At 71.6% G+C, this 25,287-nt stretch carries 24 protein-coding genes; 5 read left to right on the top strand and 19 right to left on the bottom strand.

Features of this window, described 5'->3' with window-relative positions:
* Positions 1 to 81: 81 nt before the first annotated feature.
* Both DRV85_RS16765 and DRV85_RS16760 read right to left on the bottom strand, forming a co-directional pair.
* The gene (locus DRV85_RS16765; RefSeq protein WP_113290627.1) at positions 82 to 534 is read right to left on the bottom strand and encodes a host attachment family protein; all 453 of its coding nucleotides are present in this window, start codon (positions 532 to 534) and stop codon (positions 82 to 84) included.
* On the bottom strand, positions 531 to 743 hold the full coding sequence (locus DRV85_RS16760) for a hypothetical protein (RefSeq protein WP_113290626.1): 213 nt from the start codon (positions 741 to 743) through the stop codon (positions 531 to 533). Before DRV85_RS16760 ends, DRV85_RS16765 begins: the two co-directional genes overlap by 4 nt.
* 205 nt (positions 744 to 948) lie before the next feature.
* On the opposite strand from DRV85_RS16760, the gene DRV85_RS16755 reads away from it, so the two are divergent.
* Positions 949 to 3,096 carry a hypothetical protein gene (locus tag DRV85_RS16755; RefSeq protein WP_113290625.1) on the top strand — a complete coding sequence of 716 codons (2,148 nt, stop codon included), beginning with the start codon at positions 949 to 951 and terminating at the stop codon, positions 3,094 to 3,096.
* A 47-nt stretch (positions 3,097 to 3,143) separates the two neighbouring features.
* Here DRV85_RS16755 and DRV85_RS16750 read toward each other — a convergent pair whose 3' ends face one another.
* The 8 genes from DRV85_RS16750 to DRV85_RS16720 form a co-directional block, all read right to left on the bottom strand.
* Entirely contained in the window at positions 3,144 to 3,542 is a 399-nt protein-coding gene (locus tag DRV85_RS16750; RefSeq protein ID WP_113290624.1) for a hypothetical protein, read from the bottom strand.
* A 366-nt stretch (positions 3,543 to 3,908) separates the two neighbouring features.
* The gene (locus DRV85_RS16745) at positions 3,909 to 4,508 is read right to left on the bottom strand and encodes a superoxide dismutase (protein WP_113290623.1); all 600 of its coding nucleotides are present in this window, start codon (positions 4,506 to 4,508) and stop codon (positions 3,909 to 3,911) included.
* 95 nt (positions 4,509 to 4,603) lie between these two features.
* Entirely contained in the window at positions 4,604 to 5,164 is a 561-nt protein-coding gene (locus tag DRV85_RS16740) for a sarcosine oxidase subunit gamma (RefSeq protein ID WP_113290622.1), read from the bottom strand.
* On the bottom strand, positions 5,157 to 8,174 hold the full coding sequence (locus DRV85_RS16735) for a sarcosine oxidase subunit alpha family protein (RefSeq protein ID WP_113290621.1): 3,018 nt from the start codon (positions 8,172 to 8,174) through the stop codon (positions 5,157 to 5,159). The genes DRV85_RS16740 and DRV85_RS16735 overlap by 8 nt, the downstream gene beginning before the upstream one ends.
* Positions 8,175 to 8,244: 70 nt before the next feature.
* On the bottom strand, positions 8,245 to 8,574 hold the full coding sequence (locus tag DRV85_RS16730; RefSeq protein ID WP_113290620.1) for a sarcosine oxidase subunit delta: 330 nt from the start codon (positions 8,572 to 8,574) through the stop codon (positions 8,245 to 8,247).
* A 63-nt stretch (positions 8,575 to 8,637) separates the two neighbouring features.
* Positions 8,638 to 8,817: a flagellar basal body-associated FliL family protein gene (locus tag DRV85_RS16725; protein WP_113290619.1), complete on the bottom strand. Its 180-nt coding sequence runs from the start codon at positions 8,815 to 8,817 to the stop codon at positions 8,638 to 8,640.
* A 174-nt stretch (positions 8,818 to 8,991) separates the two neighbouring features.
* Positions 8,992 to 9,129, bottom strand: coding sequence for a hypothetical protein (locus DRV85_RS19255; protein WP_158540188.1), 138 nt, complete (start codon positions 9,127 to 9,129; stop codon positions 8,992 to 8,994).
* Between the two features lie 261 nt (positions 9,130 to 9,390).
* On the bottom strand, positions 9,391 to 10,638 hold the full coding sequence (locus DRV85_RS16720) for a sarcosine oxidase subunit beta family protein (RefSeq protein ID WP_113290618.1): 1,248 nt from the start codon (positions 10,636 to 10,638) through the stop codon (positions 9,391 to 9,393).
* Positions 10,639 to 10,818: 180 nt separating this feature from the next.
* Between DRV85_RS16720 and ccmI the strand changes: the two genes are divergently transcribed.
* The 4 genes from ccmI to DRV85_RS16700 all read left to right on the top strand — a co-directional run bounded on the left by ccmI (position 10,819) and on the right by DRV85_RS16700 (position 14,518).
* Complete coding sequence (gene ccmI / locus DRV85_RS16715; RefSeq protein ID WP_113290617.1) at positions 10,819 to 12,060, top strand: c-type cytochrome biogenesis protein CcmI; 1,242 nt, start codon at positions 10,819 to 10,821, stop codon at positions 12,058 to 12,060.
* On the top strand, positions 12,057 to 12,545 hold the full coding sequence (gene ruvX, locus DRV85_RS16710) for a Holliday junction resolvase RuvX (RefSeq protein WP_113290616.1): 489 nt from the start codon (positions 12,057 to 12,059) through the stop codon (positions 12,543 to 12,545). The genes ccmI and ruvX overlap by 4 nt, the downstream gene beginning before the upstream one ends.
* A gap of 9 nt (positions 12,546 to 12,554) precedes the next feature.
* Positions 12,555 to 12,794 (top strand): DUF1289 domain-containing protein, encoded by a 240-nt coding sequence (locus DRV85_RS16705; RefSeq protein ID WP_113290615.1) that lies wholly within the window; start codon positions 12,555 to 12,557, stop codon positions 12,792 to 12,794.
* Positions 12,795 to 12,955: 161 nt separating this feature from the next.
* The gene (locus tag DRV85_RS16700; protein WP_113290614.1) at positions 12,956 to 14,518 is read left to right on the top strand and encodes a phytoene desaturase family protein; all 1,563 of its coding nucleotides are present in this window, start codon (positions 12,956 to 12,958) and stop codon (positions 14,516 to 14,518) included.
* A gap of 3 nt (positions 14,519 to 14,521) precedes the next feature.
* Here the strand turns inward: DRV85_RS16700 and DRV85_RS16695 are convergent, their stop codons facing one another.
* From DRV85_RS16695 to bcoG, 9 genes are all read right to left on the bottom strand, one after another.
* Complete coding sequence (locus DRV85_RS16695; protein ID WP_113290642.1) at positions 14,522 to 15,307, bottom strand: phytanoyl-CoA dioxygenase family protein; 786 nt, start codon at positions 15,305 to 15,307, stop codon at positions 14,522 to 14,524.
* A complete protein-coding gene (locus DRV85_RS16690; RefSeq protein ID WP_113290613.1) occupies positions 15,304 to 16,128 on the bottom strand; it encodes a sulfite exporter TauE/SafE family protein in 825 nt (274 codons plus the stop codon). Before DRV85_RS16690 ends, DRV85_RS16695 begins: the two co-directional genes overlap by 4 nt.
* An 86-nt stretch (positions 16,129 to 16,214) precedes the next feature.
* Positions 16,215 to 17,390, bottom strand: a complete 1,176-nt coding sequence (locus DRV85_RS16685) for an acetate/propionate family kinase (RefSeq protein ID WP_113290612.1) — start codon at positions 17,388 to 17,390, stop codon at positions 16,215 to 16,217.
* Positions 17,387 to 18,775: a bifunctional enoyl-CoA hydratase/phosphate acetyltransferase gene (locus tag DRV85_RS16680; RefSeq protein ID WP_113290611.1), complete on the bottom strand. Its 1,389-nt coding sequence runs from the start codon at positions 18,773 to 18,775 to the stop codon at positions 17,387 to 17,389. The genes DRV85_RS16685 and DRV85_RS16680 overlap by 4 nt, the downstream gene beginning before the upstream one ends.
* Positions 18,776 to 18,873: 98 nt before the next feature.
* Positions 18,874 to 20,919, bottom strand: coding sequence for an acetate--CoA ligase family protein (locus tag DRV85_RS16675; RefSeq protein WP_113290610.1), 2,046 nt, complete (start codon positions 20,917 to 20,919; stop codon positions 18,874 to 18,876).
* 85 nt (positions 20,920 to 21,004) lie between these two features.
* Positions 21,005 to 22,165, bottom strand: coding sequence for an acyl-CoA dehydrogenase family protein (locus DRV85_RS16670; protein WP_113290609.1), 1,161 nt, complete (start codon positions 22,163 to 22,165; stop codon positions 21,005 to 21,007).
* Positions 22,162 to 23,577, bottom strand: a complete 1,416-nt coding sequence (locus DRV85_RS16665) for a carnitine 3-dehydrogenase (RefSeq protein ID WP_113290608.1) — start codon at positions 23,575 to 23,577, stop codon at positions 22,162 to 22,164. The genes DRV85_RS16670 and DRV85_RS16665 overlap by 4 nt, the downstream gene beginning before the upstream one ends.
* Positions 23,574 to 24,341 (bottom strand): SDR family oxidoreductase, encoded by a 768-nt coding sequence (locus tag DRV85_RS16660; RefSeq protein WP_113290607.1) that lies wholly within the window; start codon positions 24,339 to 24,341, stop codon positions 23,574 to 23,576. The genes DRV85_RS16665 and DRV85_RS16660 overlap by 4 nt, the downstream gene beginning before the upstream one ends.
* On the bottom strand, positions 24,338 to 25,246 hold the full coding sequence (gene bcoG / locus DRV85_RS16655; RefSeq protein WP_113290606.1) for a 3-dehydrocarnitine:acetyl-CoA trimethylamine transferase BcoG: 909 nt from the start codon (positions 25,244 to 25,246) through the stop codon (positions 24,338 to 24,340). Before bcoG ends, DRV85_RS16660 begins: the two co-directional genes overlap by 4 nt.
* Positions 25,247 to 25,287: the final 41 nt, after the last annotated feature.

Raw genomic sequence — 25,287 nt, 5'->3', positions numbered from 1 at the left:
ACGCGCCCGGCCCGTGGTGTCGCGGCGCGGCGTATCCGCCCTGGCGCCGACCGGCGGGCCAGCGGCGCCGCCCGGGCGGATTTACCCGTCGAGTTCCTTGGAAAGTATGTTTTCGATCTCGTCGCGCGGGTGCTTCGTCAACTCCTTGGCGACTTCGCCCACCACGCGGCTTTCGACTTCCTTGTGCATCTTCTGACGCAGCTCCCCCAGCACCCGGGGCGGCGCGCAGAGCACGATGCGCTCGAACTTGTGCTCATGCGCCATCTTGTAGAGCAGGTCGGCCAGATCGTCGGCGAAGCGCTCTTCCTCGAGCCGGTGCCAGTCGGTCTCCTCCATCGCGGAGAGCTGCTGGACGCCGGTGTCCTGCATCCGGCCTGCCCTGTCGGTGCCCTGCTCTCGGGTCGGCGGATTCTCCTGCGCCTCCTGACGGACAACTTCCAGGTTGGGATCCTGCTCGTCCGTCAGATTGCGCAGGAACAGGGCCTTTTCCCCGTCCGCAACCAGAACCCAGGTGCCGTTGGTCAACACGCTCATTTGGAATGTTCTCCACTATCGTTCTTGTCCTCGCCGCGCACGCGCGTCGCGCCGGCGGGCCGCTCGGTGGCGCGTTTCTCCTCGTCGCGCGTCCCGAGCTTTCGGGCGAGACGGCCCTGCGCCCGGCCCTGCTGCGATACTTCACCTTCGGCGATCGGCAGCTCGTCGGTATCGCGGCTCTTGTCCTTTGATCGCTTGCGCTCGGCCATGATGCAACTCCTTTCAGCAGTCCCTTGGCTAGGGCGGGAACGGCTGTCCTGAGCAAGCGGTTCCGCGGCCCTCGATCGGTGACGCACTGCTCTATCAGGCCCCCGCGGGCGCATGCGATGCGCGCCGTCAATTCCATCCGGGAAAACAACCTTAGAGTGTTTATGCGGGCATTGGTGCGCGCATAAGTTTAACGAGGAGATGGTCATGGCCAAACGCGACAAGGACGACAGCCACCGGACGCGGTTCCGCAGCTACCTGCTGGGGAACCCCAACTATTTCGGCAACCTGTCCAAACTGGATCTTCCTGGGCTGCCCGCGCCGGTCGTCGAGAAGATCGGCGACACCCGCTACGAGGAGCTCAGTTGCATCGGCTTCGACCCCGACACGGACGTGCTGGCCGCCGTGGTCCGCATCAAGCGGCAGGGCGGCTACGGAGGCGGCCCCTGCACCGAGGGAAGCGAGGAGTTCGTCCGCTTCTTCCTCGACTACGGCGACGGCGCCTGGATCGACCACGGGGTGGCGAGCTTCACGGTGCACGATCTGCCCTTCGAGGAAGAGCTGTGCTACGCGGTCGCCATCGAGATCGACCCCAAGCGGCGCAGGATCTGCTGGGGCGATCCGGTGCTGCCGCGGGTGCGGGCGATCCTGTCGTGGGAGGACGAGCCGCCCCCCGCCGCGCCCGACTGGCGGCCTGTCTGGGGCAACGTGCTCGAGCGCGACATCCAGATCGATCCCTGGACGCTACTGCTCGGCGCGGTGCTGGAGCTCAAGGAGAAGACCCAGGTCGCCGAGATCGACCCCTGGGTTCTCGACCAGCTCGAGACGCTGGCCGCGGCGCATCCCCTGCCCAGACCTGCGCCGCCGGTCGCCGAACTGCTCGAGGCGGCCGATCCAAAGGACGCGAGCCAGGCGATGCGCGCGCTTTACCCCGCCATGGCCGCCGCGACGACGAAGAAGACCGCCGCCGGCGTGGCGCTGGCGCAGCAGGCCTTCGAGAGCTTCGAGATCGATCCCTCGGTGTTCGGGGATTTCCTGATCGCCCCGAAGTTCGACACCACCTACGAGGAGCTTCGCTGCGTGGGACTCGACCGCGCCGCGGGCCGGCTCTACGGAATCGTGCAGATCAAGCGCCCGTCGGGCTTTTCCGGCGGGCTCTGCACCAGGGGCAGCGAAGAGCACGTCGCCTTCTATCTCGACTTCGACGACGGCGCAGGCTGGGTCTATCAGGGCACCGGCTCGGTAACGGTCCACGACATCCCCGACATGCCGAAGGGCGGCCTCTGGTATCAGGTGTCGATCCCCGTGGATCTCGAGGCGCATCGCAAGGCCTGGTGCGAGACCGGGCGCGCGCGGATCCGGGGCATCCTGTCCTGGAACACGCCGCCTGTGCCGCACGACCCCGATCACGTGGCGCACTGGGGCGACTGGGAGGATTGCGCGATCGAGGTGGAACCGCTGCCGCCGGGCGTGGACGAGGGCGTGTTCACGCCGGTGCTCGAGTCGATCGGCAACATGCCCGTGGGCCGCATCGCGCCCACCGGCTACGCCACGGGCAGCTCGGTCGGCGGCACCTTCATCGCCGAGGACAGCCCCTTCGGCGGACGCATCCTGCTCAAGGGGGCGGCCTTCTTCGCGCCCGGCCCGCTCGAATACCAGATCACTGTGGACGATCTCTCGGGCACGGGCCCCCTGCCCTTTACCGATCCCTTCTGGGCGAGCGTCACGACCTACCCGAGCGTCTTGCCGGTGGACGTCAAGCAGGTGCCGTCAGGGGGCTGGTTCACCTATCTGCCCAGCGCCACGGTGATGGTGGCGGGCGGGCTTCTGGGCGTGCTCAAGGGCCTCGACGACGGGCCGCACGACATCCAGCTGCACTTTCGCGCGTCCGGCGGGGGCGCGATCCTCGCCTCGACCGCGGTCAAGCGCATCGTGGTGGACAACACCCGCCCCTCGGTCGATGTCGAGATCACCACGGGCACGGGCAATTGCGGCAAGTTCGACGTGGGCGAGACGATCGGCGGCACCTTCCGCATCGACGACGCGCACTGCAGGCGCGTTGCGCTCTCCGTGACGCCCTCGGCCGAGGCGGCGGGCGGCGCGCTAACGCTGGCGAACGTGACGCCGGCGGCGCCGCTGCCGCCGCCCGCGCCGGGCTCCGACGCGCGTAACGCGCTGGACTACGACCAGACACTGAACGGCGCGGGCCTGACCACCGGCGACTGGTCGCTCGACACCAGCGGGATGGAGCCCTGCGGCTACAACATTCGCGTCCACGGCGTGGACAGGACGATCGTGAACAGCGGCTGGATCGGGTGGGAAGACTGGGACATCGAGGGCTTCTGCCTCGAGTGAGCCCTTCGGCGGGCGGCGCGCCGGCGCCGCCCGCCCTTCCGGGCATTTCAGCCGCGGCCGTCGTCGATGACGAGCTGCACGCGGCCGCCGTCGTGGGTGATGACGGCCACCACGTCGCCGACAGTATAGCCGGCCGCCTCGAGCGCCTTGCCGATGGCGCGATCGCCGCCGATCGCCTGGCGCATCTCCGCCGTTTCGGTCTCGAACTCGGCGAGGGTCTGCTCCAGCTCCTGCGCGTTCTCTTCCGAGCGGCCCTCGAGATCGCCCAGTTCGAGCAGCTCGACGCCGCGAACGCCGCCGATGGCGTCGTAGGCCTCGGCGCCGCCACCCACATGGCCTGCGACCTGCCCGTAGCGGACGCCCGGAAGGCCATCCTCCTGCGCTGTGGCGGGGCCGGGGGCGACAAGGGCGCCCGCGAGGGCGAGGCTTGCTGCGGTGCGTTTCATGGCTCGGGTCTCCTGTGCAGGGTTCGTCCGTCCGCTTGTCGGCGGACACGGCCGAAACGCGGGCGATGCCGCCGCGTTGCATGAAACTTCGGTGAAGACACCTGCCGGTGCGTGCGCCGCGCAGAACGGCAAACCCGCCGCTTTACCGGCCCTTTCGGCCGCATCGAGGCCGCGCTTCATCGGCTCGGCCCGGTGCTGGCCGCAATGATGTCTCCGCGGTGCGGAGGGTAACGCAGGGAAACGCTGCGGCGGCGCGCCTTTTTCATTGAACGGGCGAGACGTGCCGCAAGCCCGCCCGAAACGAAAACCCCCGAAGCCGGCGCTTCGGGGGCAGATACGGGGCCGAAGCCCGGGACGCGGCGCGGCTTACATGCGCGAGGCCACGTTCTCCCAGTTGACCAGCTTGTCGAGGAAGTTCGACAGGTAGGCGGGGCGCTTGTTGCGGAAGTCGATGTAGTAGGAATGCTCCCACACGTCGCAGCCCAGAAGCGCGGTCTGCCCGAAGCAGAGCGGGTTCACGCCGTTCTCGGTCGAGGTGACCTTGAGGCTGCCGTCGCTGTCCTTGACGAGCCAGGCCCAGCCGGAGCCGAACTGCCCCGCGCCCTTGGCCGAGAACTCTTCCTTGAACTTGTCGACCGAGCCGAAGGACTCGGTGATCGCCTTCTCGAGCTCGCCGGGCATGCCGGTGCCGCCGGGCGCCATCATCTCCCAGAACTGGGCGTGGTTCCAGTGCTGGCTGGCGTTGTTGAAGATGCCGTTCTGCGCGACCTTGTCGGCCTGGTAGTTGCCCTTGACGATTTCCTCGAGACTCTTGCCCTCCCACTCGGTGCCGGAGATCAGCTTGTTGAGGTTGTCGACGTAGGTCTTGTGGTGAATGTCGTGGTGATACTCGAGCGTCTCGCGCGACATGCCGCTGTCGGCCAGCGCGTCGTGCGCATAGGGAAGATCGGGAAGTTCGAAAGCCATGGACTGCACCCCTCTGTGATATGTTGCCGGTCGGTATGGCGCGTAGATGTGTCTGACGCGGCCACCGCGTCAACCCCTGCCCGGCCCCGCGGGTTTCACCGCGCGTACACTTCCGCGCCGGTCTCGGCGGCCTTGGCCAGCAGATCGAAGGCGTAGCGCGCGACCGAGCGGAAGCAGATCAGCGTGAGCCGCCCCTCCTCGGGCATCCAGAAGGCCGCCGGGATCTGCGCGAGCCGCGTGCGCCGGATCTCGCCAAGCGCGAAGCGCTCCATGTCCACCGGCGCGAGCTTTGCGATCACCTCGCGCACCCGGGCGCCGGTCAGCTCGAAGCTCGCCCGTGCGTCCGAGACGTTGGCGACCAGCGCATGGGCACCGGTCAGCGCCTCGCGCAGCGCCTGCGCCAGCTCCTCCGCCTCGTCGTAGCCGCAGAAGAGCATCGCCTCGTCCGGCGACATCCAGGCGAGCGACGTCTCGCCCGCGTGGGTGATGCCGCGCACGCCGGGCAGCGCGGCGCCCGAGGCGTCGGCCAGCGCCTGCGCAACGCCCTCTTCCGACAGGTCGCCGCGTACAGAGATCATGCCCTGCGGCGGAAGCTCCGCCACCGCGACATAGCCCTCGGCGCGGGCGACGCCCAATGCGCTCGCCGGCTCAGACATCCTGCTTCGTCCCTTCCTTGTCGTAGAACACCGGCTCCACGATCTTCGCCTTCACCACGGTGCCGTCGACCTTCGGGAACTCCAGCACCTCGCCCATCCGCTCGGGACCGCGGTGGACCAGCCCCATGGCGATGCCGCGGCCGAGGGTGGCGGAGTGATAGGTCGAGGTCACGCGCCCCTGCGTGTTGCGCTGGCCGTTGCCGTTGGTGCCCGGCGCCGTGGCATAGGCGCCCTCCGGCAGGACCGAGCCATCCTCGGTCTCGAGCCCCACGAGTTTCCACCGCTCGGGGTCGGCCATGTGACTGCGCTGTTGCGCGCGCTTGCCGATGTAGTCGTCCTTCTTCTTCGAAATCGCCCAGTCGAGGCCCAGGTCCTGCGGGATCACCGTGCCGTCGGTCTCGTCCCCGATCATGATGAAGCCCTTCTCGGCGCGCAGGACGTGCAGGCATTCGGTGCCGTAGGGCATCACGCCGAACTCCTGCCCGGCCTCGAAGATCGCCTCCCACAGCGCGAGGGCGTGGTTCGCGGGCACCGCGATCTCGTAGGAAAGCTCGCCCGAGAAGGAGATGCGGAAGACGCGCACCGGGAAACCCGCGAGCGTGCCTTGCGTCCAGCCCATGAAACTCAGCGCCTCCTTCGAGACGTCGAGGTCGCCCAGCTTTTCCAGCACCTTGCGGGCGTTCGGGCCGACGACGGCGATCTGGCCCCACTGCTCGGTGACATTGAGCGTCCAGACCTTCCAGTCCCACCACTCGGTTTGCAGCCACTCCTCCATGTGGGCGTGGACGTGGTCGGCGCCGCCCGTGGTCGTGTGGCAGAGGAAGGTCTCCTCGTCGAGCCGCGCCACCACGCCGTCGTCCATCAGGAAGCCGTTCTCGCTGCACATCAGGCCGTAGCGGCAGCGCCCCGGCTTCAGGGTGCTCATCATGTTGGTGTAGAGCATGTCCATGAAGCGGGGGGCGTCCGGCCCCTTGACGAGGATCTTTCCGAGCGTCGAGGCGTCCAGCATTCCAAGGGCTTCGCGGGTGTTTTTCACCTCGCGGTTCACCGCGTCCTCGCGGCTTTCGCCCTCGCGGCGGTAGGTGTAGGGGCGCCGCCACTGGCCCACCGGCTCCCAGTCGGCGCCGTGGGCCTCATGCCAGTCATGCATGGGCGTCCGGCGGACGGGCTGGAAGGTGTCGCCCCGGGCGGGACCGGCGATCGCGGCCATCGAGATCGGCGTGTAAGGCGGGCGGAAGGTGGTGGTGCCCACCTGCGGGATCGGCTGACCCAATGCCTGAGAAAGCACCGCGAGACCGTTGATGTTGCTGAGTTTCCCCTGATCCGTCGCCATGCCCAGCGTGGTGTAGCGCTTGGCGTGCTCGACGCTCTCGTAGCCCTCGCGCGCGGCGAGTTCCACGTCGGAGACCTTCACGTCGTTCTGGAAGTCGAGCCAGGCCTTGGCGCGCAGCGCGGGTGCGGCCCCCTGCGGCATGATCCAGACGGGGGCGAGTGGCGCCTCATCCCTCGCGTCGCCTGTGGGCGCCGCGTCGCTCTTCGGCGCATGCCCGGTCTCTTCCGCCGCGCGGCTCCCGGCGGCGTGGGCGTCGGCGAGGATCTCGCCCAGCCCCAGCACGCCGTTCGCCGCCCCCGCCGCGATCACGTTGGGCGCGCCGTCGTGGCCCAGCGGCGCGCGCTCGGGGTCGGGGCGGAAGAAGGCCTCCGCCTCGTCCCAGAGCAGCTTGCCCCCCGTATGGGACCACAGGTGCACGACCGGGGACCAGCCGCCCGACATGGCGACCGCGTCGCACTTGATTTCCTGCACGGTGGCGCCCTCGCCGGCCTGCGGGCAGGTATGGACGGCCTCGACCCGCTTGCCGCCCTTGACCTTGGCCACGCCGCGGCCGGTCTCGACGCGGATGCCGGCGGCCTTCGCCTCTTCCATCAGGGGCCCGCCGCCCTCGAGGCGCGCGTCGATCACGGCGGGCACGTCGAGCCCCGCCGCCTTCAGCGCGAGCGCCGTGCGATAGGCGTCGTCGTTGTTGGTCACGACCACGGTGCGGTCGCCGGGCGAGACGGCCCAGTTCACCACGTAGTCGCGCACGGCCGAGGCCAGCATCACGCCCGGCACGTCGTTGCCGGCGAAGGACAGCGGACGCTCGATGGCGCCGGTGGCGGTGACCACGCGGGCCGCGCGGATGCGCCAGAGGCGGTGGCGCGGGCCCTTGGGCTCGGGCAGGTGATCGCCCACCCGCTCGTAGGCCAGCGCATAGCCGTGATCGTAGAGGCCCGCGCCCATGGTGCGCGTGCGCAGCGTGACGTTCTCCATCGCCTGGAGTTCGGCCACAGCGGCGGCGACCCAGTCCTCCGCCGGCTGGCCGTCGATCTCGCCCCCGTCCACCGGCGCGCGGCCGCCCCAGTGGGCGGTCTGCTCGATCAGCAGCACGCGGGCGCCCGCGCGGCCCGCGGCCAGCGCGGCGGCAAGACCGGCGACACCGCCGCCCACCACCAGCACATCCGCGAAGGCATAGAGATGCTCGTAGTGGTCCGGATCGCGCGTCTCGGGGTCCGGCGCGCGCCCCAGCCCGGCGGACTGACGGATGAAGGGCTCGTAGAGATGCTTCCAGAGCGGGCGGGGGTGAATGAAGGTCTTGTAGTAGAAGCCCGCGGGCAGGAAGCGCGACAGCGCCGCGTTCACCTGCCCCACGTCGAATTCGAGGCTGGGCCAGTGGTTCTGGCTGGTGGCGGTCAGCCCCTCGAAAAGCTCGGTGGTGGTGGCGCGCTGGTTGGGCTCGTGGCGGTCGCCGCGGCCCAGGTTGACCAGCGCGTTGGGCTCCTCCGCACCGGAGGCCACCGGGCCGCGCGGGCGGTGATACTTGAAGCTGCGGCCCATCACCATCTGGCCCGAGGCCAGCAGCGCCGAGGCCAGCGTGTCGCCCGGATGGCCCGAGAGGCGCCTGCCGTTGAAGGTGAAGGGGATACGGCGGGAGCGGTCGAGAAGCCGCCCGCCCGTGGCGAGACGTGTGCTCATTCCGGCAGACCTTTGCGCGGGGTGCGAGGCCGGGCGCCTCCGGCGGGGGTATTTCTGGCAAGAGGAAGCATCAGGCGAGGTCTCTCCACGTCCAGCCGGGGCGCTTCGCGGAGATCGCCGCGCGGATGTGCTCGGGCGGTTCGGTGGTCTGTGCCGGATAGGTGCCGAAGACCTCGAGCGTCACGGTGCAGCGCGCGGCGTGGAACCACTTGCCGCAGCCCATGGCGTGGCGCCACCGCTCGAAATGCACGCCCCTGGGGTTCTCTTTCTCGAAGAGATAGGCGTGGAAGGCGTCGTCGGTACCCTCGGGGCCCACGCGGGCGAGATGCGCCTCGCCGCCGGGGGCGAGCTCGGTCTCCTCCGCGGCGACGCCGCAGTAGGGGCAGGTCAGCAGAAGCATGGCAGGCCCTCCGGAATGGGCCCGGCGGGCATGCGCCGGGCCCGGACCGGGCAGGGCCCGGCGTCAGTCGGTCGTGGTCGCGGTGCCGCCGTCCTCGGCCGCAGGTGCGGTTGCGGTGCCGGCCTCGTCACCGCCCATGAAGAAGAACCATCCCAGCGCGGCGAGGACGAGCACCGCCACGCCGCCGATGATCCAGTTTCGCGTCGAGCCTTCCATGAATTCGCCCTCCCAGGCAGCTGCCATGTCAGCAGGCCGGACATGGGAGGCGGCGCAGGCGCGCGCAAGCGCGCAGGCGGCAACTTGCCGAGCGCGTCGGGACGGGGCGTGCGGGACCCCGCCGATCGCGACGGGGCGGGCCGCCCGGCTGCGCGGCGTGCGGGCGCGGGACGCGTCGCGGCCGAGCCGCCAAGGGGGGTGTCACTCCTCCGTCGTCTCGACCTCGACGTCGTCCCCGACGGGCTCGACGAGCTCCTCTCCGGTCTCGAAGACGCCCCAGGCGAAGAGGACGACGAGCACGAGAAGAATGACGGCGGCAATGATGAGCGCGTTGCGCATGGCGTGTCCTTTCGGAGTTGAGCCGTGTCGGGCGCAACACCGAAGGGGACGGGGACGTTCCGGCGCGTCAGCGAAGGGTTGGTTGGGCCAACGCGGCTCAGATGAGACTCGCCAAGGGGATGGAGTTCGATTTCCTCGGTGGCGACGCCGCAGTAGTGGCAGGTCAGTCGGCGCATGGCGTTCCTCCCGAAGCCGGGGGCCAAGGATTTTCGAAAATCCTTGGCAAAATTCTTCGAAGAATTTTGCGCGGAGCGGCGGGCATCAGTGCGCCACCCCCGCCGCGACGGATTCGTCGATGAAGCGGCCCTCGCGGAAGCGGTCCAGCGAGAACTCGGCGGCCAGCGGCCCCGGCTCGCCGCGGGCCATGAGCTCCGCCATCGCCCAGCCGGAGCCGGGGATCGCCTTGAAGCCGCCCGTGCCCCAGCCGCAGTTGATGAAGACGCCCTCCACGGGCGTCTTGGAGATGATGGGCGAGCGGTCGCCGGTCATGTCCACGATGCCGCCCCACCAGCGCAGCATCTTGAGGCGCGAGAGCATGGGGAAGGTCTCGATCAGTGCGCGCACGGTTTCCTCGACGTGGTGGAAGCTGCCGCGCTGGGTGTAGTTGTTGTAGCCGTCCGCGCCGCCGCCGATCACCATCTCGCCCTTGTCGGACTGGCTCATGTAGCCGTGCACGGTGTTGGCCATCACCACCACGTCCATCACCGGCTTGATGGGCTCGGACACCAGCGCCTGCAGCGCGACGCTCTCGATCGGCAGGCGGAAACCCGCCATCTCGGCCAGCCGGCCGGAGTGGCCCGCGACGACGATGCCGAGCTTGTCGCAGTCGATCGGCCCGCGGGTCGTGTCCACGCCGGTGACGCGCCCGCCCTCGCGCCGGACGCCCGTGACCTCGCAGTTCTGGATGACGTGCATCCCCATGTCGGAACAGGCGCGCGCGTAGCCCCAGGCGACCGCGTCGTGGCGCGCGGTGCCGGCCCGCGGCTGCCAGAGCGCGCCGAGGACGGGATAGCGCGGCCCCTCGAGGCGGATGATCGGGCAGAGCTCCTTGACGCGCTTCGGCCCGATGAACTCGGTGTCCACGCCCTGGAGCGCATTGGCCTGCGCGGTGCGGCGGTAGCCGCGGACCTCGTGTTCGGTCTGCGCGAGCATCATCACGCCGCGCGGGCTGAACATGATGTTGTAGTTGAGCTCCTGGCTCAGCGTCTCGTAGAGGCTGCGCGCCTTCTCGTAGATCGCGGCGGAAGGGTCCTGCAGGTAGTTGGATCGGATGATCGTGGTGTTGCGGCCGGTGTTGCCGCCGCCCAGCCAGCCCTTCTCGAGGATGGCGACGTTGCGCACTCCGTGGTTCTTGCCGAGATAGTAGGCGGTGGCGAGGCCGTGCCCGCCCGCGCCCACGATGATCGCGTCGTAGCGACGCCGGGGCTCGGGGCTCGACCAGGCGCGCTCCCAGCCCGTGTGGTTGCGGAGGGCTTCGCGGGCGATGGCGAAGGCGGAGTAGCGTTTCATCAGGGCGTCTGTCCCGCAGAAGTCTCGGCCTGTCTTCTGGACCCTGACCGCGCGTAGCCCGCGTCCCGAAGCGTCGCAATGCGGGCCGGTTGCGACATGGCGCACCAGGCGCCCGATTGGGGGTTTCGCGCAGCCGTGCGGGGGCTTAGATCGGGCATGGGCGGAGGGGCAGGAGGTGCCATGCTGTTCTGGATCATCGTGATCGCCCTTGCGGCGGCGGTCGCCCTCATCCTGGGGCTGGCGGCGCTGCGCGCCCGCGCGCAGGCGCAGGAGGCGGCCGACTACGATCTCAAGGTCTATCGCGACCAGCTCAGGGAGGTGGAACGCGACCTCGCCCGCGGCGTGATCGGGGAAGAGGACGCCGAGCGGCTGCGCACCGAGGTTTCCCGCCGCATCCTCGCCGCCGACGCCGCCGCGAAGGCCGCCGCGCGCGGCGAGACGGCGCAGCCGCGCTGGGCCGGCCCGGCCGTGGTCGCGGCGGTGGCGCTCACGGTGGTTGGCGGGGGAACCTGGCTCTATCTCGACCTCGGCGCGCCGGGCTACCCCGACCAGGCGCTGGCCGACCGGATCGCCGATGCCGAAGAGGCGCGGCAGAACCGCCCGCGCCAGGCCGAGGCGGAGGCCGGCCTGCCCGCCCAGCCGCCGGGCCCGCAGCCCGACGAGGACTACCTCGAGCTGATGGAGAGGCTGCGCGCGGCGCTCGAGGAGCGGCCCGACGACGTGCGCGGCTTCATGCTTCTGGCGCGCAACGAGGCGGCGCTCGGCAACTTCAAGGCGGCCTACGAGGCGCAGGAGCGCGTGCTCGCGCTGCGCGGCGACGGCGCGCGGGCCCAGGACTACGCCGATTACGCCGAGATGCTGGTGATGGCCGCCGGCGGCTACGTCTCGCCCGAGGCCGAGGCGGCGCTCGCGGCCGCGCTCAACCGCGACCCGCAGAACGCGGTGGCGCGCTATTATCTGGGCCTGATGTTCCGTCAGACCGGACGCCCCGACCGGGCCTTCGCCACCTGGAACCGGCTGCTGCGCGAGAGCGCGCCCGACGCGCCCTGGGTGCCGGCGCTGCGCGCCCAGCTGCCCGAGGTCGCCGCGCGCGCGGGACGCGTGAACTACGAGCTGCCCGAACCGGCCGAGCCCGCGCCGCTGCCGGGGCCGACCGCCGAGCAGATGGAACAGGCTCAGGACATGAGCGAGGAAGAGCGGATGGCGATGATCCGCGGCATGGTGGACGGGCTTTCGCAGCGGCTGGCCGAACAGGGCGGCACGGCCTCCGAATGGGCGCGCCTGATCGGCGCGCTGGGCGTGCTGGGCGAGACCGAACAGGCCCAGGCGATCTACGACGAGGCGCTGGTGACCTTCGCCGGCGACGAGGCGGCGCTCGCGCGCATCCGCGCCGCGGCCGAACAGGCGGGGCTGGGCGGGTGATCTTCGACGAGATCGAGGCGTTCGCCGCGGCGCTGCCGCGCATCGGCGCGTTGGCGGGGCTCGATCTGGGCACCAAGACCATCGGCGTGGCGGTTTCGGACACCGCGCGCATGGTCGCCTCGCCGCTGGCCACCATCCGACGGACAAAGTTCACCGCCGACGCGGCGGAGCTCGACCGCCTGCTTGCGGGCCGCGAGATCGCGGGGCTGGTCCTCGGCCTGCCGCGCAACATGGACGGCTCTGAGGGGCCGCGCGCGCAGTCCACGCGCGCCTTCGCCCGCAATCTCGACCGCCGCGCGCCCTGCCCCATCGCCTTCTGGGACGAGCGGCTCTCGACCGTGGCGGCCGAGCGCGCGCTGCTCGAGGCGGATACGACACGAAAGCGTCGCGGAGAGGTGATCGACCACGTCGCCGCGTCCTATATCCTGCAGGGCGCGCTGGACCGGATGCGCCGGATCGCGGCGGAAACCGGCCACGGAACATGAGGCAGGCGAATGACGGGCGACATCTGGGCACGTGACGAGGTCGAGAGCCCCTGCGTGCAGATCTGCGTGATTCACCCCGAGGCGCGGATCTGCGCGGGCTGTCTGCGCACCATCGACGAGATCACGGCCTGGTCGAAGCTCTCGCCCGAGGAGCGGCGGCAGATCATCGCCGAACTGCCCGAGCGGGCGCCGCTGCTGACCAGGCGCCGCGGCGGTCGCGCGCGCACGCGCGCCGCCCGCGACAGCTAGTACGGGGCGGGACCGAGGCGCGCCGCCCGGGCGGCGTTGCGCGCGGTCAAGGGCCGTGCGTCGCACCTCTGTCATGAAAGCATGGCTCCAATGAACGGCCGCGGCCGGCCGTGTCGCGCGCGCCGGGACGCGTCGGCGGATCGGAAAGGACGGAGACGGCGATGACCGACATGGAAAGGCGCTGGGACGTCGTGGTGATCGGCTCGGGGCTCGGTGGGCTCACCGCGGGGGCGCTGCTGGCCAAGGCCGGCCAGAAGGTGCTGGTGCTCGAGAAGAACGACCGCTTCGGCGGCGCGGCCGTGACGGTGGAGCGCGGCGGCCGCCGCTTCGAGATGTCGCTGCACGAGACCACCCGCCCCGGCGGCGGCATCGACCCGCGCGGGCCGCTCTTCGCCGCGCTCGGCCTAGAAGACCGGGTCGACTTTGTGCCGATCCCCGATTTCATGGAGATCAGGGCGCCGCATCTGACCCCGCCGCTCGTGCTGCCCGCGGGCCTCGAGGCGGTGGAGCGGACGCTGGTCGCGCGCTTTCCCGCCCGCTCGGAAGCGATTCGCGGCTTCCTGCGCCAGATCGGCCGCACGCACGAGGCCGTGCGCCTCTTTTCCGAGCGGCACGCGGGCCATTGGTGGCTGGGCCACGCCTCCGAGCTGCCGCTCGATCTCTGGGCGCTGGTGCGCGACATGCGCGCCTCGCTGTCGGAGGTCATGCAGCGGCATTTCGGCGAGGACGAGGTGCTCAAGATCCTGCTCGCGGCCAATCTGCCCTACTACACCGACGACCCGGACCGCTTCTGGTGGCTGGGCTACGCCATGGCGCAGGGCGGCTTTCTGGCGGACGGCGGGCACTACGTCCGCGGCGGCTCGGGGGAACTCTCCGAGGCGCTGGTGGCGATCATCCGCGAGGAGGGCGGCGCGGCGCTCGCAGGGCGCGAGGTGACGGGCGTGACGCTCGACGAGGCGGGCCGCGCCGCGGGCGTGCGGTACCGCGACGGGGCGCGGGGCGCCACCGAGGTCGCTGCGGCGGCGGTGATCGCCAATGCCGCGCCCCATGCCATCGCGCAGATGCTTCCCGAGGCCGCGCGCGACAGCTTCATGGAGCCCTATGCCGACCGGCCGCTCTCCATCTCGCTTTTCGAGATCACCTTCGCGCTCGACCGGCCGGCGGCGGAACTCGGCACGCGCAGCTACTCGACCGTCCTCGTCCCCGACTGGATGTCGGCGCTCGGCGACTACCGGAAGGCGGCGGCGCTCCTCGGCGAGGCGCCCGGCGCGCGCCTGCCCCCCGCGGTGGTCGTCGATTACGGACAGATCGATTCGGGCCTCGCCGCCCGCGGCGCGCCTGCCCCCGTCAGCGTCACCGGCGTGGACCGCGCCGAGAACTGGCAAGGGCTGGACGAAGCCGCCTACGCCGCGCGCAAGACCGCCTGGGTGGAGGCCTTCACGCGCAGGCTCGATGCGGAATGGCCCGGTTTCGCCGCCGCCGTGCAGCACGCCGAGATGGCCACCGCGCAGACGATGGCCGCCTATCTCGGCACGCCGGGCGGCGCGGTCTACGGCTTCGCGCCAGAGCCGCCGGCCCGGATCTTCGCCGGCCCGCCCGCCTCGGCGCGCACCGCCGTGCCGGGGCTCTGGCTCGCCTCCGCCTTCACGGGCTTCGGCGGCTATGCCGGCGCGATGGGCGGCGGGGCCGTGGCGGCGCGCGCGGCGCTCAAGATGCTGGGCTGAGCGTCAGAGCGCCGACAGCCAGGCCGCCGGATCCGCCACGAGGGGCCGGAAATAGGCGGTGACGCGACCCTCCCGCCCTGCCCGGGCGCCCGCCGCCCAGGGCGCGATGCCGTGCAGCGTCATCCGGTGCAGGAGCAGCGCCTCCCCCGGTGCGGCGGGGAGGGTCACGCGGCGGCAGGTCTCGAAGACCTCGCGGCGCGCGGCGTGATAGGTCTCGGTCAGATCGACCTCCCCCCAGTCCGCGGGCGCCACGCCCTCGAGCGCAGCGGCGAAGGCCCGGCGCATCACCGCATGGCTTCCCTCCCAGACGGCGAGCGGGCTGGCGCCCGGATCGGCCCGGGTCAGCGGCAGGCCGAGGATCCACAGATGCGGCTCGCGCAGATGCCGGCGGCGCGCCGGCCCCTCGGGCAGCAGCCCGTCGACATGCGCCGCGTCGCGCCGCAGCCTGTAGCGAAAGGCGGCCTCGCTCTCCTCCGCGCGCGGCCGCGGATAGCCCGGGAACACGGCCGAGAGCTGCGCGCGGTGCAGCGGCGGCACCGGCCCGTAGAGCGCCGAGAGCGCCGCGCGCACGGCCTCGGGCAGCGGCGGGCCGGCGGCCACCCGCCCCTCCGCGTCGTTCGGCAGCGCATCGACGCCGACGAACCAGGTGCCCTCGCAGTCGAGCCAGCGGGCGCGCAGCCCCTCGTCGGCCAGCGCCGCGCGCGCCGCGGGCAGCGCCGCCTCGGCCCAGGCGCGCGTGCCGGGGTCGGCCGGCAGGCGCGCCCAGCCCCGCGCCTGCAGGTCCGTCACCACCCCAGCGACTTGCGCAGCATGTTGCCCGCAACCAGCAGCAGGAAGACCGCGAAGAGCCGACGCAGCGGCGTGGGATTCATCGCATGCGCGATCCGCACGCCCAGGGGCGCGGTGAGCAGCGTCATCGCGATCACCACCGCGAAGGCCGGCAGGTTCACCGCCCCCACCGTGAAGGGCGGCCGGTGCGCCGGGTCGATCGTGAGCAGAAGGAAGCCCGCCACACCGGGCACCGCGATCAGCATGCCGAAGCCCGCCGCCGTGGCCACGGCGCGATGAATCGGCACGCCGTGCAGGCTCATCAGCGGCACGCCGAAGCTGCCGCCGCCGATGCCCATCAGCACCGACAAGAACCCCACCAGCGGCGCATAGACCGCGCGGCGAAAGCCGCGCGGCATCTCCGGCGCCAGCCGCCAGTGCGGCTTGCCGAGGCCGAGGTAGAGGCCGATCGCCAGCCCCAGAACCCCGAAGATGCCCTGCAGCACGGTCGAGCGCAGCACGGCGGCCAGCGTCACGCCGAGGATCGCGCCGATGGCGATGCCGGGCGCCCAGCCCTTGAGGATCGGCCAGTCCACCGCGCCCTTGCGGCTGTGACTCATCACCGAGCGGGCCGAGGTCACGACGATCGTCGCCAGCGAGGTCGCGAGACAGATCTGCATGAGCTGCGGCCCGTCGTAGCCCAGGGTCTGGAAGGCGTAGAAGAAGGCGGGCACCAGAACGATCCCGCCGCCCACGCCCAGCAGCCCCGCCAGCACCCCCGCGACGGCTCCGATCACGAGCAGCAGCACGAGCATCTGGGAAAGCAGCATGGGATCGGGCATGGGGCCTCCACGGTCTGGTCCGGCGGCGGCTACATAGACAGGCTTTCGCGCCCGGACACAATGGCCGCTCCGCGAGAGGACCGGGCCTACCCCGCGCCGAGCGCCGCCGCCGCGGCGCGCGCGATCACCCGTTCCTCGTCGGTGGGAATCGCCAGCACCCCGACCCGGCCGCCCGCGTCGATCCGCCGGGCGCCCGCTTCGTTCGCGGCCTCGTCCAGCGTCACGCCCAGCCACTCGAGCGGCGCGCAGACCTCGCGGCGCACGCGCGCGGAGTTCTCGCCGATGCCGCCGGTGAAGACGATGCCGTCCAGCCCCGCCATCGCCGCCGCCATCGCGCCGATCTCGCGCCGGATGCGGAAAGTGAAATAGGCGATCGCTTCGGCGGCGCGGGGATCCTCCGAGGCCTCGAGGGTGCGCATGTCGTTCGAGATGCCCGAAAGGCCCAGAAGCCCCGAGCGCTTGTAGAGCATCTCGGAGATTTCGGCGGCGCTCATGCCCTCCTGCTCGATAAGATGCAGCACCACGCCCGGGTCGAGCTGACCCACGCGCGTGCCCATCGGCAGGCCGTCCAGCGCGGTGAAGCCCATCGTCGAGGCGACCGAGCGGCCCTGCACGATGCCGCAGATCGAGGCGCCGTTGCCCAGATGGGCGACGGCCACGCGGCCCGCGTGCAGCTCGGGGTGCGCGCGGGCGAGCTCGCCCGCGATGTAGTCGTAGCTCAGCCCGTGGAAGCCGTAGCGGCGCACGCCGCGCTCGTAGAACGCCCGCGGCAGGCCGAAGACGTCGTTGACGAAAGGGTGATGCCGGTGGAAGGCCGTGTCGAAACAGGCCACCTGGATCGCCTGCGGAAAGGCCGCGCGCGCCGCGCGCACCCCGGCGAGATTGTGCGGCTGGTGCAGCGGTGCGAAGGGCTCCAGCGCCTCGAGCGCCCCGAGAACACGATCGTCCAGCCGCACGGGCCGGTCGAAGTCCTGCCCGCCGTGCACGACGCGGTGCCCCACCGCCTCGACGCGCGCCTCGGGCAGATGCTCTTCGAGCATCGCCAGCGCCGCGTCGAGCGCGTCGGCGTGCGTGGCCCCCGCCTCGCCCAGCTCGCGCGCCGCGAGTTCGCGACCGTCGCCGTCGGCGAGGCGGATCCGCGCGTCCTTGCCGATGCGCTCCGCATGACCCTCGGCGAGGCAGCCGGGTTCGGCCTCGGCGGTGAAGAGCCCCAGCTTCAGCGAGGAACTGCCCGCGTTCAGCGTGAGGACATGCCCGCTCATCCGCCCTGCTCCTGAAGGTGACGGTGATGCAGCGCCGCGACCGCGCAGGAGGCGAGCCGCGCCATTTCGTCGTCGGCCCGGCTCGTCAGCACGATGGGCGCCTTCGCCCCCGCCACGATGCCCGCCGCCTCGGCATGGGCGATGAATGTGAGCTGCTTGGCGATCATGTTGCCGGCGTCGAGATTGGGGGCGACGAGCACTTCGGCACGGCCGGCCACCTCGGACCCCGTGAGTCCCTTGGTCCGCGCCGCGCCCAGATCGATCGCGTTGTCCATCGCCAGCGGCCCCTCGACGTATCCGCCGGTGATCTGGCCGCGATCGGCCATCTTCGACAACAGCGCCGCGTCCATCGAGGAGGGCAGCGACGGATTCACCGTCTCGACCGCCGAGAGGACGGCGACGCGGGGCGTCTCGATGCCGATGGACCGGGCGACCTCGATCGCGTTCTGCACGATGTCCACCTTGCAGGCGAGGTCCGGCGAGATGTTGATCGCCGCGTCGGTGACCAGCAGCGGATGCGGCAGGCCCGGCACGTCCATCACGAAGACATGGGTGAAGCGCCGCCCGGTGCGCAGCCCGCTGTCGCGGTCCACGGCGGCGCGCAGCAGGACGTCGGTGTGCAGGTGCCCCTTCATCAGCCCGCCGACGCGCCCCTCGTGCACCAGCGCCACGGCGCGGCGCGCTGCGGCCGCGTGCTCGGGGACATCGACGATCTCGATGCCCGACAAATCCTCGCCGGACGCCTCCGCGACCGCCTCGATCCGGGCGCGTGCGCCGACGAGCACCGGCTCGATCAGCCTGCGCCGCGCGGCCAGGAGCGCGCCGCCCAGCGCCTTCTCCTCCTCCGGCGCGACCACCGCCATGGGGAGCGGCGGAAGCGCCTCGGCGCGCTGCATCAGCGCATCGAAATGAAGATGGCGCTGGACGATCAGCCCCGGCAGTTCCTGATCGTCGTAGACCAGCTTCTCGCGCGGTGCCTCGACCACAGCCTCGCCCTGCATGACGAGCGCGTCGTCGGACAGGCGCCGCACCTCGGTGGCGAGCGTCACCGTCCCCTCGGCCGCGTCCTTGCCGGTGACGGTCACGCGGCTGACGAGTTCCTCGCCGGCATGGGCGCGATTCTGGAAGTCGAGCGTCTGGTGCCGGTAGAGCGTGCCCGCCCCCGGCAGCAGGTTGCCGAGCACGGCCGAGACCAGCGAGCCCACGAACATCGAGGGCGCCACCGGCTCGCGCGGGCCGGGACCGTCAGGATCCACGATGTGCATCGGGTTGTGGTTGCCCGAGACGTTGGCGAAGATCAGCAGGTCGTCGGAGGTGCACAACCGCTTGAGCTCGGCGCTGTCCCCGATCTTCAACTCGTCGAAGGTCTTGTTTTCCAGGTGCATTGCCGTCCTCGTCCCGGCCTTCGCTGCCATGCAGCATGCGATATCGGCGCCACGATAGAAACCCCGCGTGACGCGCCTGCGACGCCGGGGCGTCGTGCTCAGGCGATCCGGATCAGCGCATCCGCCGCGACGGCGCGATCCGGCAGGCAGAGCAGCGGATTGACCTCCACCTCGTCCAGCCGCGCGGCATGGGCCTCGGCGAACCGCGCGACGGCCGCGACGGCGCCGACGATGGCCGCGCGATCGGCCGCGGGCCGGCCACGCCAGCCGGACAGGAGCCGCGCCGCGCGCAGCCCGTCGAGCGCCGCGGCGATTTCGTCCTGCGGGGCGGGCAGCAGCAGTGTGGCCGTATCCTCGACGAGTTCGGCGAGCACCCCGCCCGCACCCAGGGTCAGAAGCAGGCCATGCGCCGGATCGCGCGTGACGCCCACAAGCAGTTCGGCCACCGCGCCGGGCACCATGGCCTCGATTAGATAAGGCCCCGCGCCCATGGCGCGGGCCGCCGCCTCGGCCCGCGCGGCGCCCTCAAGGCCAAGCGCGACCGCGCCGGCCTCGGACTTGTGCGCCAGCCCCAGCCGCTTCACCGCGACCGGAACGCCCAGCCGCGCGGCGGCCGCCCCCGCCTCGGCGGCGGTCTCGACCCGCTGCCCCTCGGGCACCGGCAGCCCGAAGGCCGCGAGCGCCGACTTTGCCGCGGCCTCGTCCATCAGACGGCCGGGCGCCGGGCCGCGCGTCGCCGCCGGCGCCGGGACTTCGCCCCGACGGGGCACGGCCGCCTGCGCGACGGCGATCCCCTCGAGCGCCGCGCCGAGGCCCATGAGCGGCGCGATGCCGCGGGCGGCGAGACGCTCGGCCACGGGCTCGGGCAGTCCCTCGGGCAGGGTCGAGATCACGGCCAGCGGGCAGGAGAGTCGCGGCGCCGCCGCCTCGGCGGCCTCGAGCGCGCAGTCCCAGGCCGACGGGTCGCAGCGATCGGCGCGCGGCAGATCGAGCAGCAGGCCCACGAGGCCCAGCGCGGGCGAATCCATGCCGGCCACCACATCGGCCATCGCGCCCGCATCGCCCCAGATGTAGGTGTGATAGTCGAGCGGGTTGGCGAGCGCCACGCGCGGGCCCAGCGCCCGGCGCAGCGCGGCCTGCTGGCCGGCGTCGAGCGGCGGCAGCCGCAGGCCCCGCGCCGCGGCGGCATCGGCGGCGAGCCCGGCCTCGCCGCCCGAACAGGACAGGAGCGCCAGGCCCGCGCGTGCCGGCGGCCCCGCGACATGCAGAAGCTTCAGCGCCTCGAGAAATCCCTCCAGCGTCTCGGCCTGCCCGAAGCCCAGCCGGCGGAAGAGCGCGCGCGCGCCCGCCGCGCTGCCCGCCAGCGAGGCGGTGTGCGAGAGTGCTGCGGCCTGTGCCGCCTCGGTCGCGCCGCTCTTGAGCACGACCACGGGAAGCCCCCGCGCCCGGGCCGCGCGCGCAAGCGCATGGAGCGCGGCCGGATCCCCCACCCCCTCGACATGCAGCCCCAGCGCCGTGACCCGCGCATCCTGCGCCAGCGCGGCGGCGATCTCCGCGAGCCCTGTCTGCGCCTGGTTACCCGCCGTGACGACATAGGCGACGGGCAGCGCCCGGCGCTGCATCGTCAGGTTGATCGCGATGTTGGAGCTCTGCGTGACGATGGCGACGCCACGGCCGACCGGCCGGCCCCCATGCGCATCGGGCCAGAGCGCCACACGGTCGAGATAGTTGAGCAGACCGTAACAATTGGGGCCCACAAGCGGCATCGTTCCTGCCGCCGCGACGAGGCGGTCTTGCAGATCGACCGAGCCCGCGCTTTCGGCCTCCGCCTCGGCGAAGCCCGAGGCGAAGCAGACCGCGCCGCCCGCCCCCATCGCGGCGAGCGCGCCCACGGCGCCGACGGCGGCCTCGCGGTTCACCGCGACATAGGCGGCGTCGGGCGGCGCGGGCAGATCCTCCGGCCGGCGAAACGCGGGCAACCCCTCGATCTCGGCGGCGCTCGGGTGCACGGGCCAGATCTCGCCCGCGAAGCCTGCACGGGCGAGTTCCCGCACCACGTTGCGGCCCCAGCCCCCGCCCACCACCGCGACGCTGCGCGGCCGGAGCAGGCGGGAGAGGTCGCGCGGCCCGGCGGGCGCCGTCATGGGGGCGCTGCCCCCGTCGCGCGGGACGCGCGACTCCCCCGGGATATTTTCCCCCAAGAAGAAGGACCGGGCGCGCGCATGGGCCTCAGCTTCCCAGCGGGCGCAGCAGCTCGCGGCCGATGATGTGGCGCTGGATCTCCGACGTGCCGTCCCAGATCCGCTCCACCCGCGCGTCGCGCCAGAAGCGTTCCAGCGGGAAGTCGTCCATCAGCCCCATGCCGCCGAAGACCTGGATGCCCATGTCGGTCACGCGCGCGAGCATCTCGGTCGCGTAGAGCTTGGCCGACGCGATCTCGCGGTTGGCGGGCAGCCCCTGGTCGAGCCGCCAGGCGGCGGCGAGCGTCAGCCAGTCGGCGGCGTCGATCTCGGTCACGGCATCGGCGAGCTGGAAGGAGACGCCCTGGAAGCGACCGATGGTCTGGCCGAACTGCCGGCGCTCCGCGGCGTGGTGGAGCGCGAGGTCGAAGGCGCGGCGCGCGCGGCCCACGGACATCGCCGCGACGGTGATCCGGGTGGCGTAGAGCCAGGTGTTCATGACCTCGAAGCCCCCGTCCACCGCGCCCAGAACCTGGGCGTCCGGCAGGCGGCAGTCGTCGAATTCGAGGATGCAGTTGGCGTAGCCGCGGTGGCTGACCGAGCGGTATCCCTCGCGCACGGTGAAACCGGGCGTGCCGCGATCGACGAGGAAGGCGGTGATGCGCTTTTTCGGGCCGTGGGGCGTGTCGTCCTCGCCGGTGGCGACGAAAACGATGAAGAAATCCGCGTGATCGGCGCCGGAGATGAAGTGCTTGGTGCCGTTGACCACCCAGTCGCCGCCGTCGCGGCGCGCGGTGCATTTCATGCCGCGCACGTCCGAGCCCGCGTCAGGCTCGGTCATGGCGAGCGCGTCCATCCGCTCGCCGCGCACCGCCGGCAGCAGGTAGCGCTCGCGCTGCGCGCCCTCGCAGGCCATCAGGATGTTCTGGGGGCGGCCGAAGAAATGCGTCAGCGCCATGGAGCCGCGGCCCAGCTCGCGCTCGACCAGCGCGAAGTCGAGGTGCGACAGCCCCGCGCCACCCACCTCCGGCGGAAAGTTGCAGGCGTAGAAGCCGAGCTCCAGCGTCTTGCGCTTGATCTCCTGCGCCAGCTCGGGGGGCACGCGGCCCGTGCGCTCGACCTCTGCCTCGTGCGGGTAGATCTCGCGCTCGACGAAGGCGCGCACGGTGGAGACGATCATCTCCTGTTCGTCGGTCAGGCCGAAGTTCATGCGATGGCCTCCGCATGCGCCGCGGCGAGGCGGGCGAGCGCCTGCGCCACCTCCGGTTCGGGCTCGCAGGCGCGGCGCGCCGAAAGGCTCACGTGGATCAGCAGCTGGTCGCATGTGGCCAGCAGCGCGCCGTCGCGGGCGCGTTTCATCTCGTGGAAGAGGCGCAGCTTCTTGCCCGCGCCCTGCGTAACGCGGCTTTCCACGAAGATCGCCTCGCCCGCGAGGGTTTCGGCGAGATAGCGGATGTCGGTCTCGACCGTGAAATAGCTGAAGCCGCGCGCGACATAGTCGCCCATGGCGCCGATCTCGGCCAGCACGGTCTCGGCCGCGTCGGAAAAGACCTGTCCGTAGCGGCCCTCGTTCATGTGGCCGTTGTAGTCGGTCCAGTCCACGGGGACGGTCCGGCGCTGGGTCTGCATCGGCGTGGCGGCCACGGGCGCGGGGCGCAGGCGCTCCTCATGCGCGGCGAGCACGCGGCCGGCGGCCTGATCGCGTGCCTTGAGCGCGCGCAGGAGCGCCACGAGGTTGTCGTCGCGCCGATGCGCCAGATCGGCGATGGAGAGATGCCCCGACTGCGCGTCGGACTGCGCGGCGATCGTCTCGACAAGCGCCGCGTCGAGGTCGGGCACGTCCATGAGCTTCGTCCAGGGCCATTTCAGCGCCGGCCCGAACTGCGCCAGGAAATGGCGCATGCCCTGCTCGCCGCCCGCCAGGCGGTAGGTCTCGAAGATGCCCATCTGCGCCCAGCGCAGCCCGAAGCCCATGCGGATCGCGTCATCGATCTCTTCGGTGGTGGCGATCCCGTCCTTCACCAGCCAGAGGCACTCGCGCCAGACCGCTTCCAGCAGGCGGTCGGCGACATGGGCGTCGATCTCTCCGCGCAGGGGCAGCGGGTGCATCCCCAGGCCCGAGAGAGTTTCCGACGCGCTGTCAAGTGTTTGCGGGTCGGTCTTCGCGCTGCCCACGAGCTCGACGAGCGGCAGCAGATAGACCGGGTTGAAGGGATGCGCCACGAAAAGGCGGCCCGGGTGGCGCGCGTCCTGCTGGAGTTGCGAGGGCGTGAAGCCCGAGGTCGAGGAGCCGATCGGCGTCTCGGGCGCGGCGGCCTCTTCGATCTCGCGGAGCACCGCGTGCTTGAGCTCCAGCCGCTCGCCCACGCTCTCCTGGATCCAGTCCGCCCCTGCCACGGCCGCACCCGCGCTGTCGTGCAGGGTGAGCCTGCCCTCGAGCGGGAGCGCCACGTCGTAGAGCATGGGCAGGGTGCGGCGCGCGCGGGCCAGCGTCGCCTCGAGCGTGCGGGTTGCCTCTGGCGCGGGGTCGAAGACGCGCACGTCCCAGCCGTTCAGGAGGAACCGTGCGGCCCAGCCCGCGCCGATCACGCCGGCGCCGATGATCGCCGCCGTTTTCGTCATGGCACCAGGGTCTCCGTGTTTCCGTCGATGGCGATGACCTGCCCGGAGATGCGCGCGGCCGCGGGCGACGCGAGCCAGAGCGCCGTCCCGACCACGTCCTCCTCCGTCACCCAGCTGCGGAGCGACACGCCCCGCGCGTAGCGCGCGCGAAGCTCCTCTTCCGAAAGGCCGCTCGCCCTGGCCTCCATGGCGAGGACGCGCTGCATGCGCGCGCCCTCGACCGCGCCGGGGCAGAGCGCGTTGACGCGCACCCCGTCGGGTCCGAGCTCCATCGCCAGCGTCTTGGCGAGCCCGACGATCGCCCATTTGGACCCGGCATAGGGTGCGCGCAGCGGGTAGCCGAAAAGCCCTGCCGTGGAGGAGGTCAGCAGGATGAGCCCCGACCCCTGCCCGCGCATCACCCGCGCGGCCCAGCGGCAGGTCAGGAAGGCCCCGTGCAGGTTCACCGCCACGCAGTCCTGCCAGGCGCCGTATTCCAGCGTCTCGATCCGGCCGGCCGGCCCGCCCGTGCCCGCGTTCGCGCAGACGACGTCGGCGCCGCCCCAAGCCGCCTCCACCGCGCCGAGAAACGCGCCCATCTGCGCCTCGTCGCGCACGTCGGCCACATGGGCGAGCGCCTCGGGACAGGCCTCGGCGAAGGCGGCCACCGCGGCCGCGTCCAGATCGCAGATCGCCACGCGGTCGCCGCGGTCGCGGAAGGCCCGCGCCATGGCCCGGCCGAGGCCGGTGGCCCCGGCGGTGACGACGACGCGCCGGCCGCTCACGCAATCTCCTGCTTCTTGAGGTTGAGCTTCGCGCGCACCTCGGCCGGGGTCATCACGCGCGCGCCCAGCCCCTCGACGATGCCCACCGCCTTTTCGACGAGTTGGGCGTTGGTGGCGAGCACGCCACGTTCCAGAAACAGATTGTCCTCGAGCCCGACACGGACGTGGCCTCCGGCCAGCACCGCGGCGGCGACATAGGGCATCTGGTGGCGGCCCAGCGCGAAGGCCGAGAAGGTCCAGCCGTCGGGCACGTTGTTCACCATCGCCATGAGCGTGTTCAGATCGTCGGGCGCCCCCCAGGGGATGCCCATGCAGAGCTGCACCAGCGCGTCCGGCTCGATCATGCCGTCGGCCACGAGTTGCTTGGCATACCACAGGTGGCCGGTGTCGAAGGCCTCGATCTCGGGTTTCACGCCGAGTTCGGTGATGGCCCGGCCCATCGCCTGCAGCATGCCGGGCGTGTTGGTCATCACGTAGTCCTTCTCGGCGAAGTTCATCGTGCCGCAGTCCAGCGTGCAGATCTCCGGCCGGCACTCCGCGATATGCGCGAGCCGTTCCGAGGCGGGCGCCATGTCCGTCCCCTCGACCAGCGGCAGGGGCTTTTCCGGTCCGCCGAAGACCAGATCGCCGCCCATGCCGGTGGTGAGGTTCAGCACCACGTCGGTCTCGGAGTCGCGGATGCGGTCGGTGAGTTCGCGGTAGAGCGCGAGGTCGCGCGCCGGCGCGCCGGTCTCGGGGTCGCGGACGTGGCAGTGCACCACGGCCGCCCCCGCCTTCGCCGCCGCGATCGCGCTCTCGGCGATCTGCTGCGGCGAACGCGGCACATGCGGGCTGCGGTCCTGGGTGGAGCCCGCGCCGGTGACGGCGCAGGTGATGAAGACCTCGCGGGACATGGTGAGCGGCATCGGGGCACCTCCGTGTTCGCGCGAATGTTACGGGGGTGACG

The sequence above is a fragment of the Rhodosalinus halophilus genome (assembly GCF_003298775.1).
Lineage (GTDB): Bacteria > Pseudomonadota > Alphaproteobacteria > Rhodobacterales > Rhodobacteraceae > Rhodosalinus > Rhodosalinus halophilus.
The sequence above is the reverse complement of the archived record's forward strand: the minus strand, read 5'-3'. Positions and strand labels throughout refer to the sequence as shown.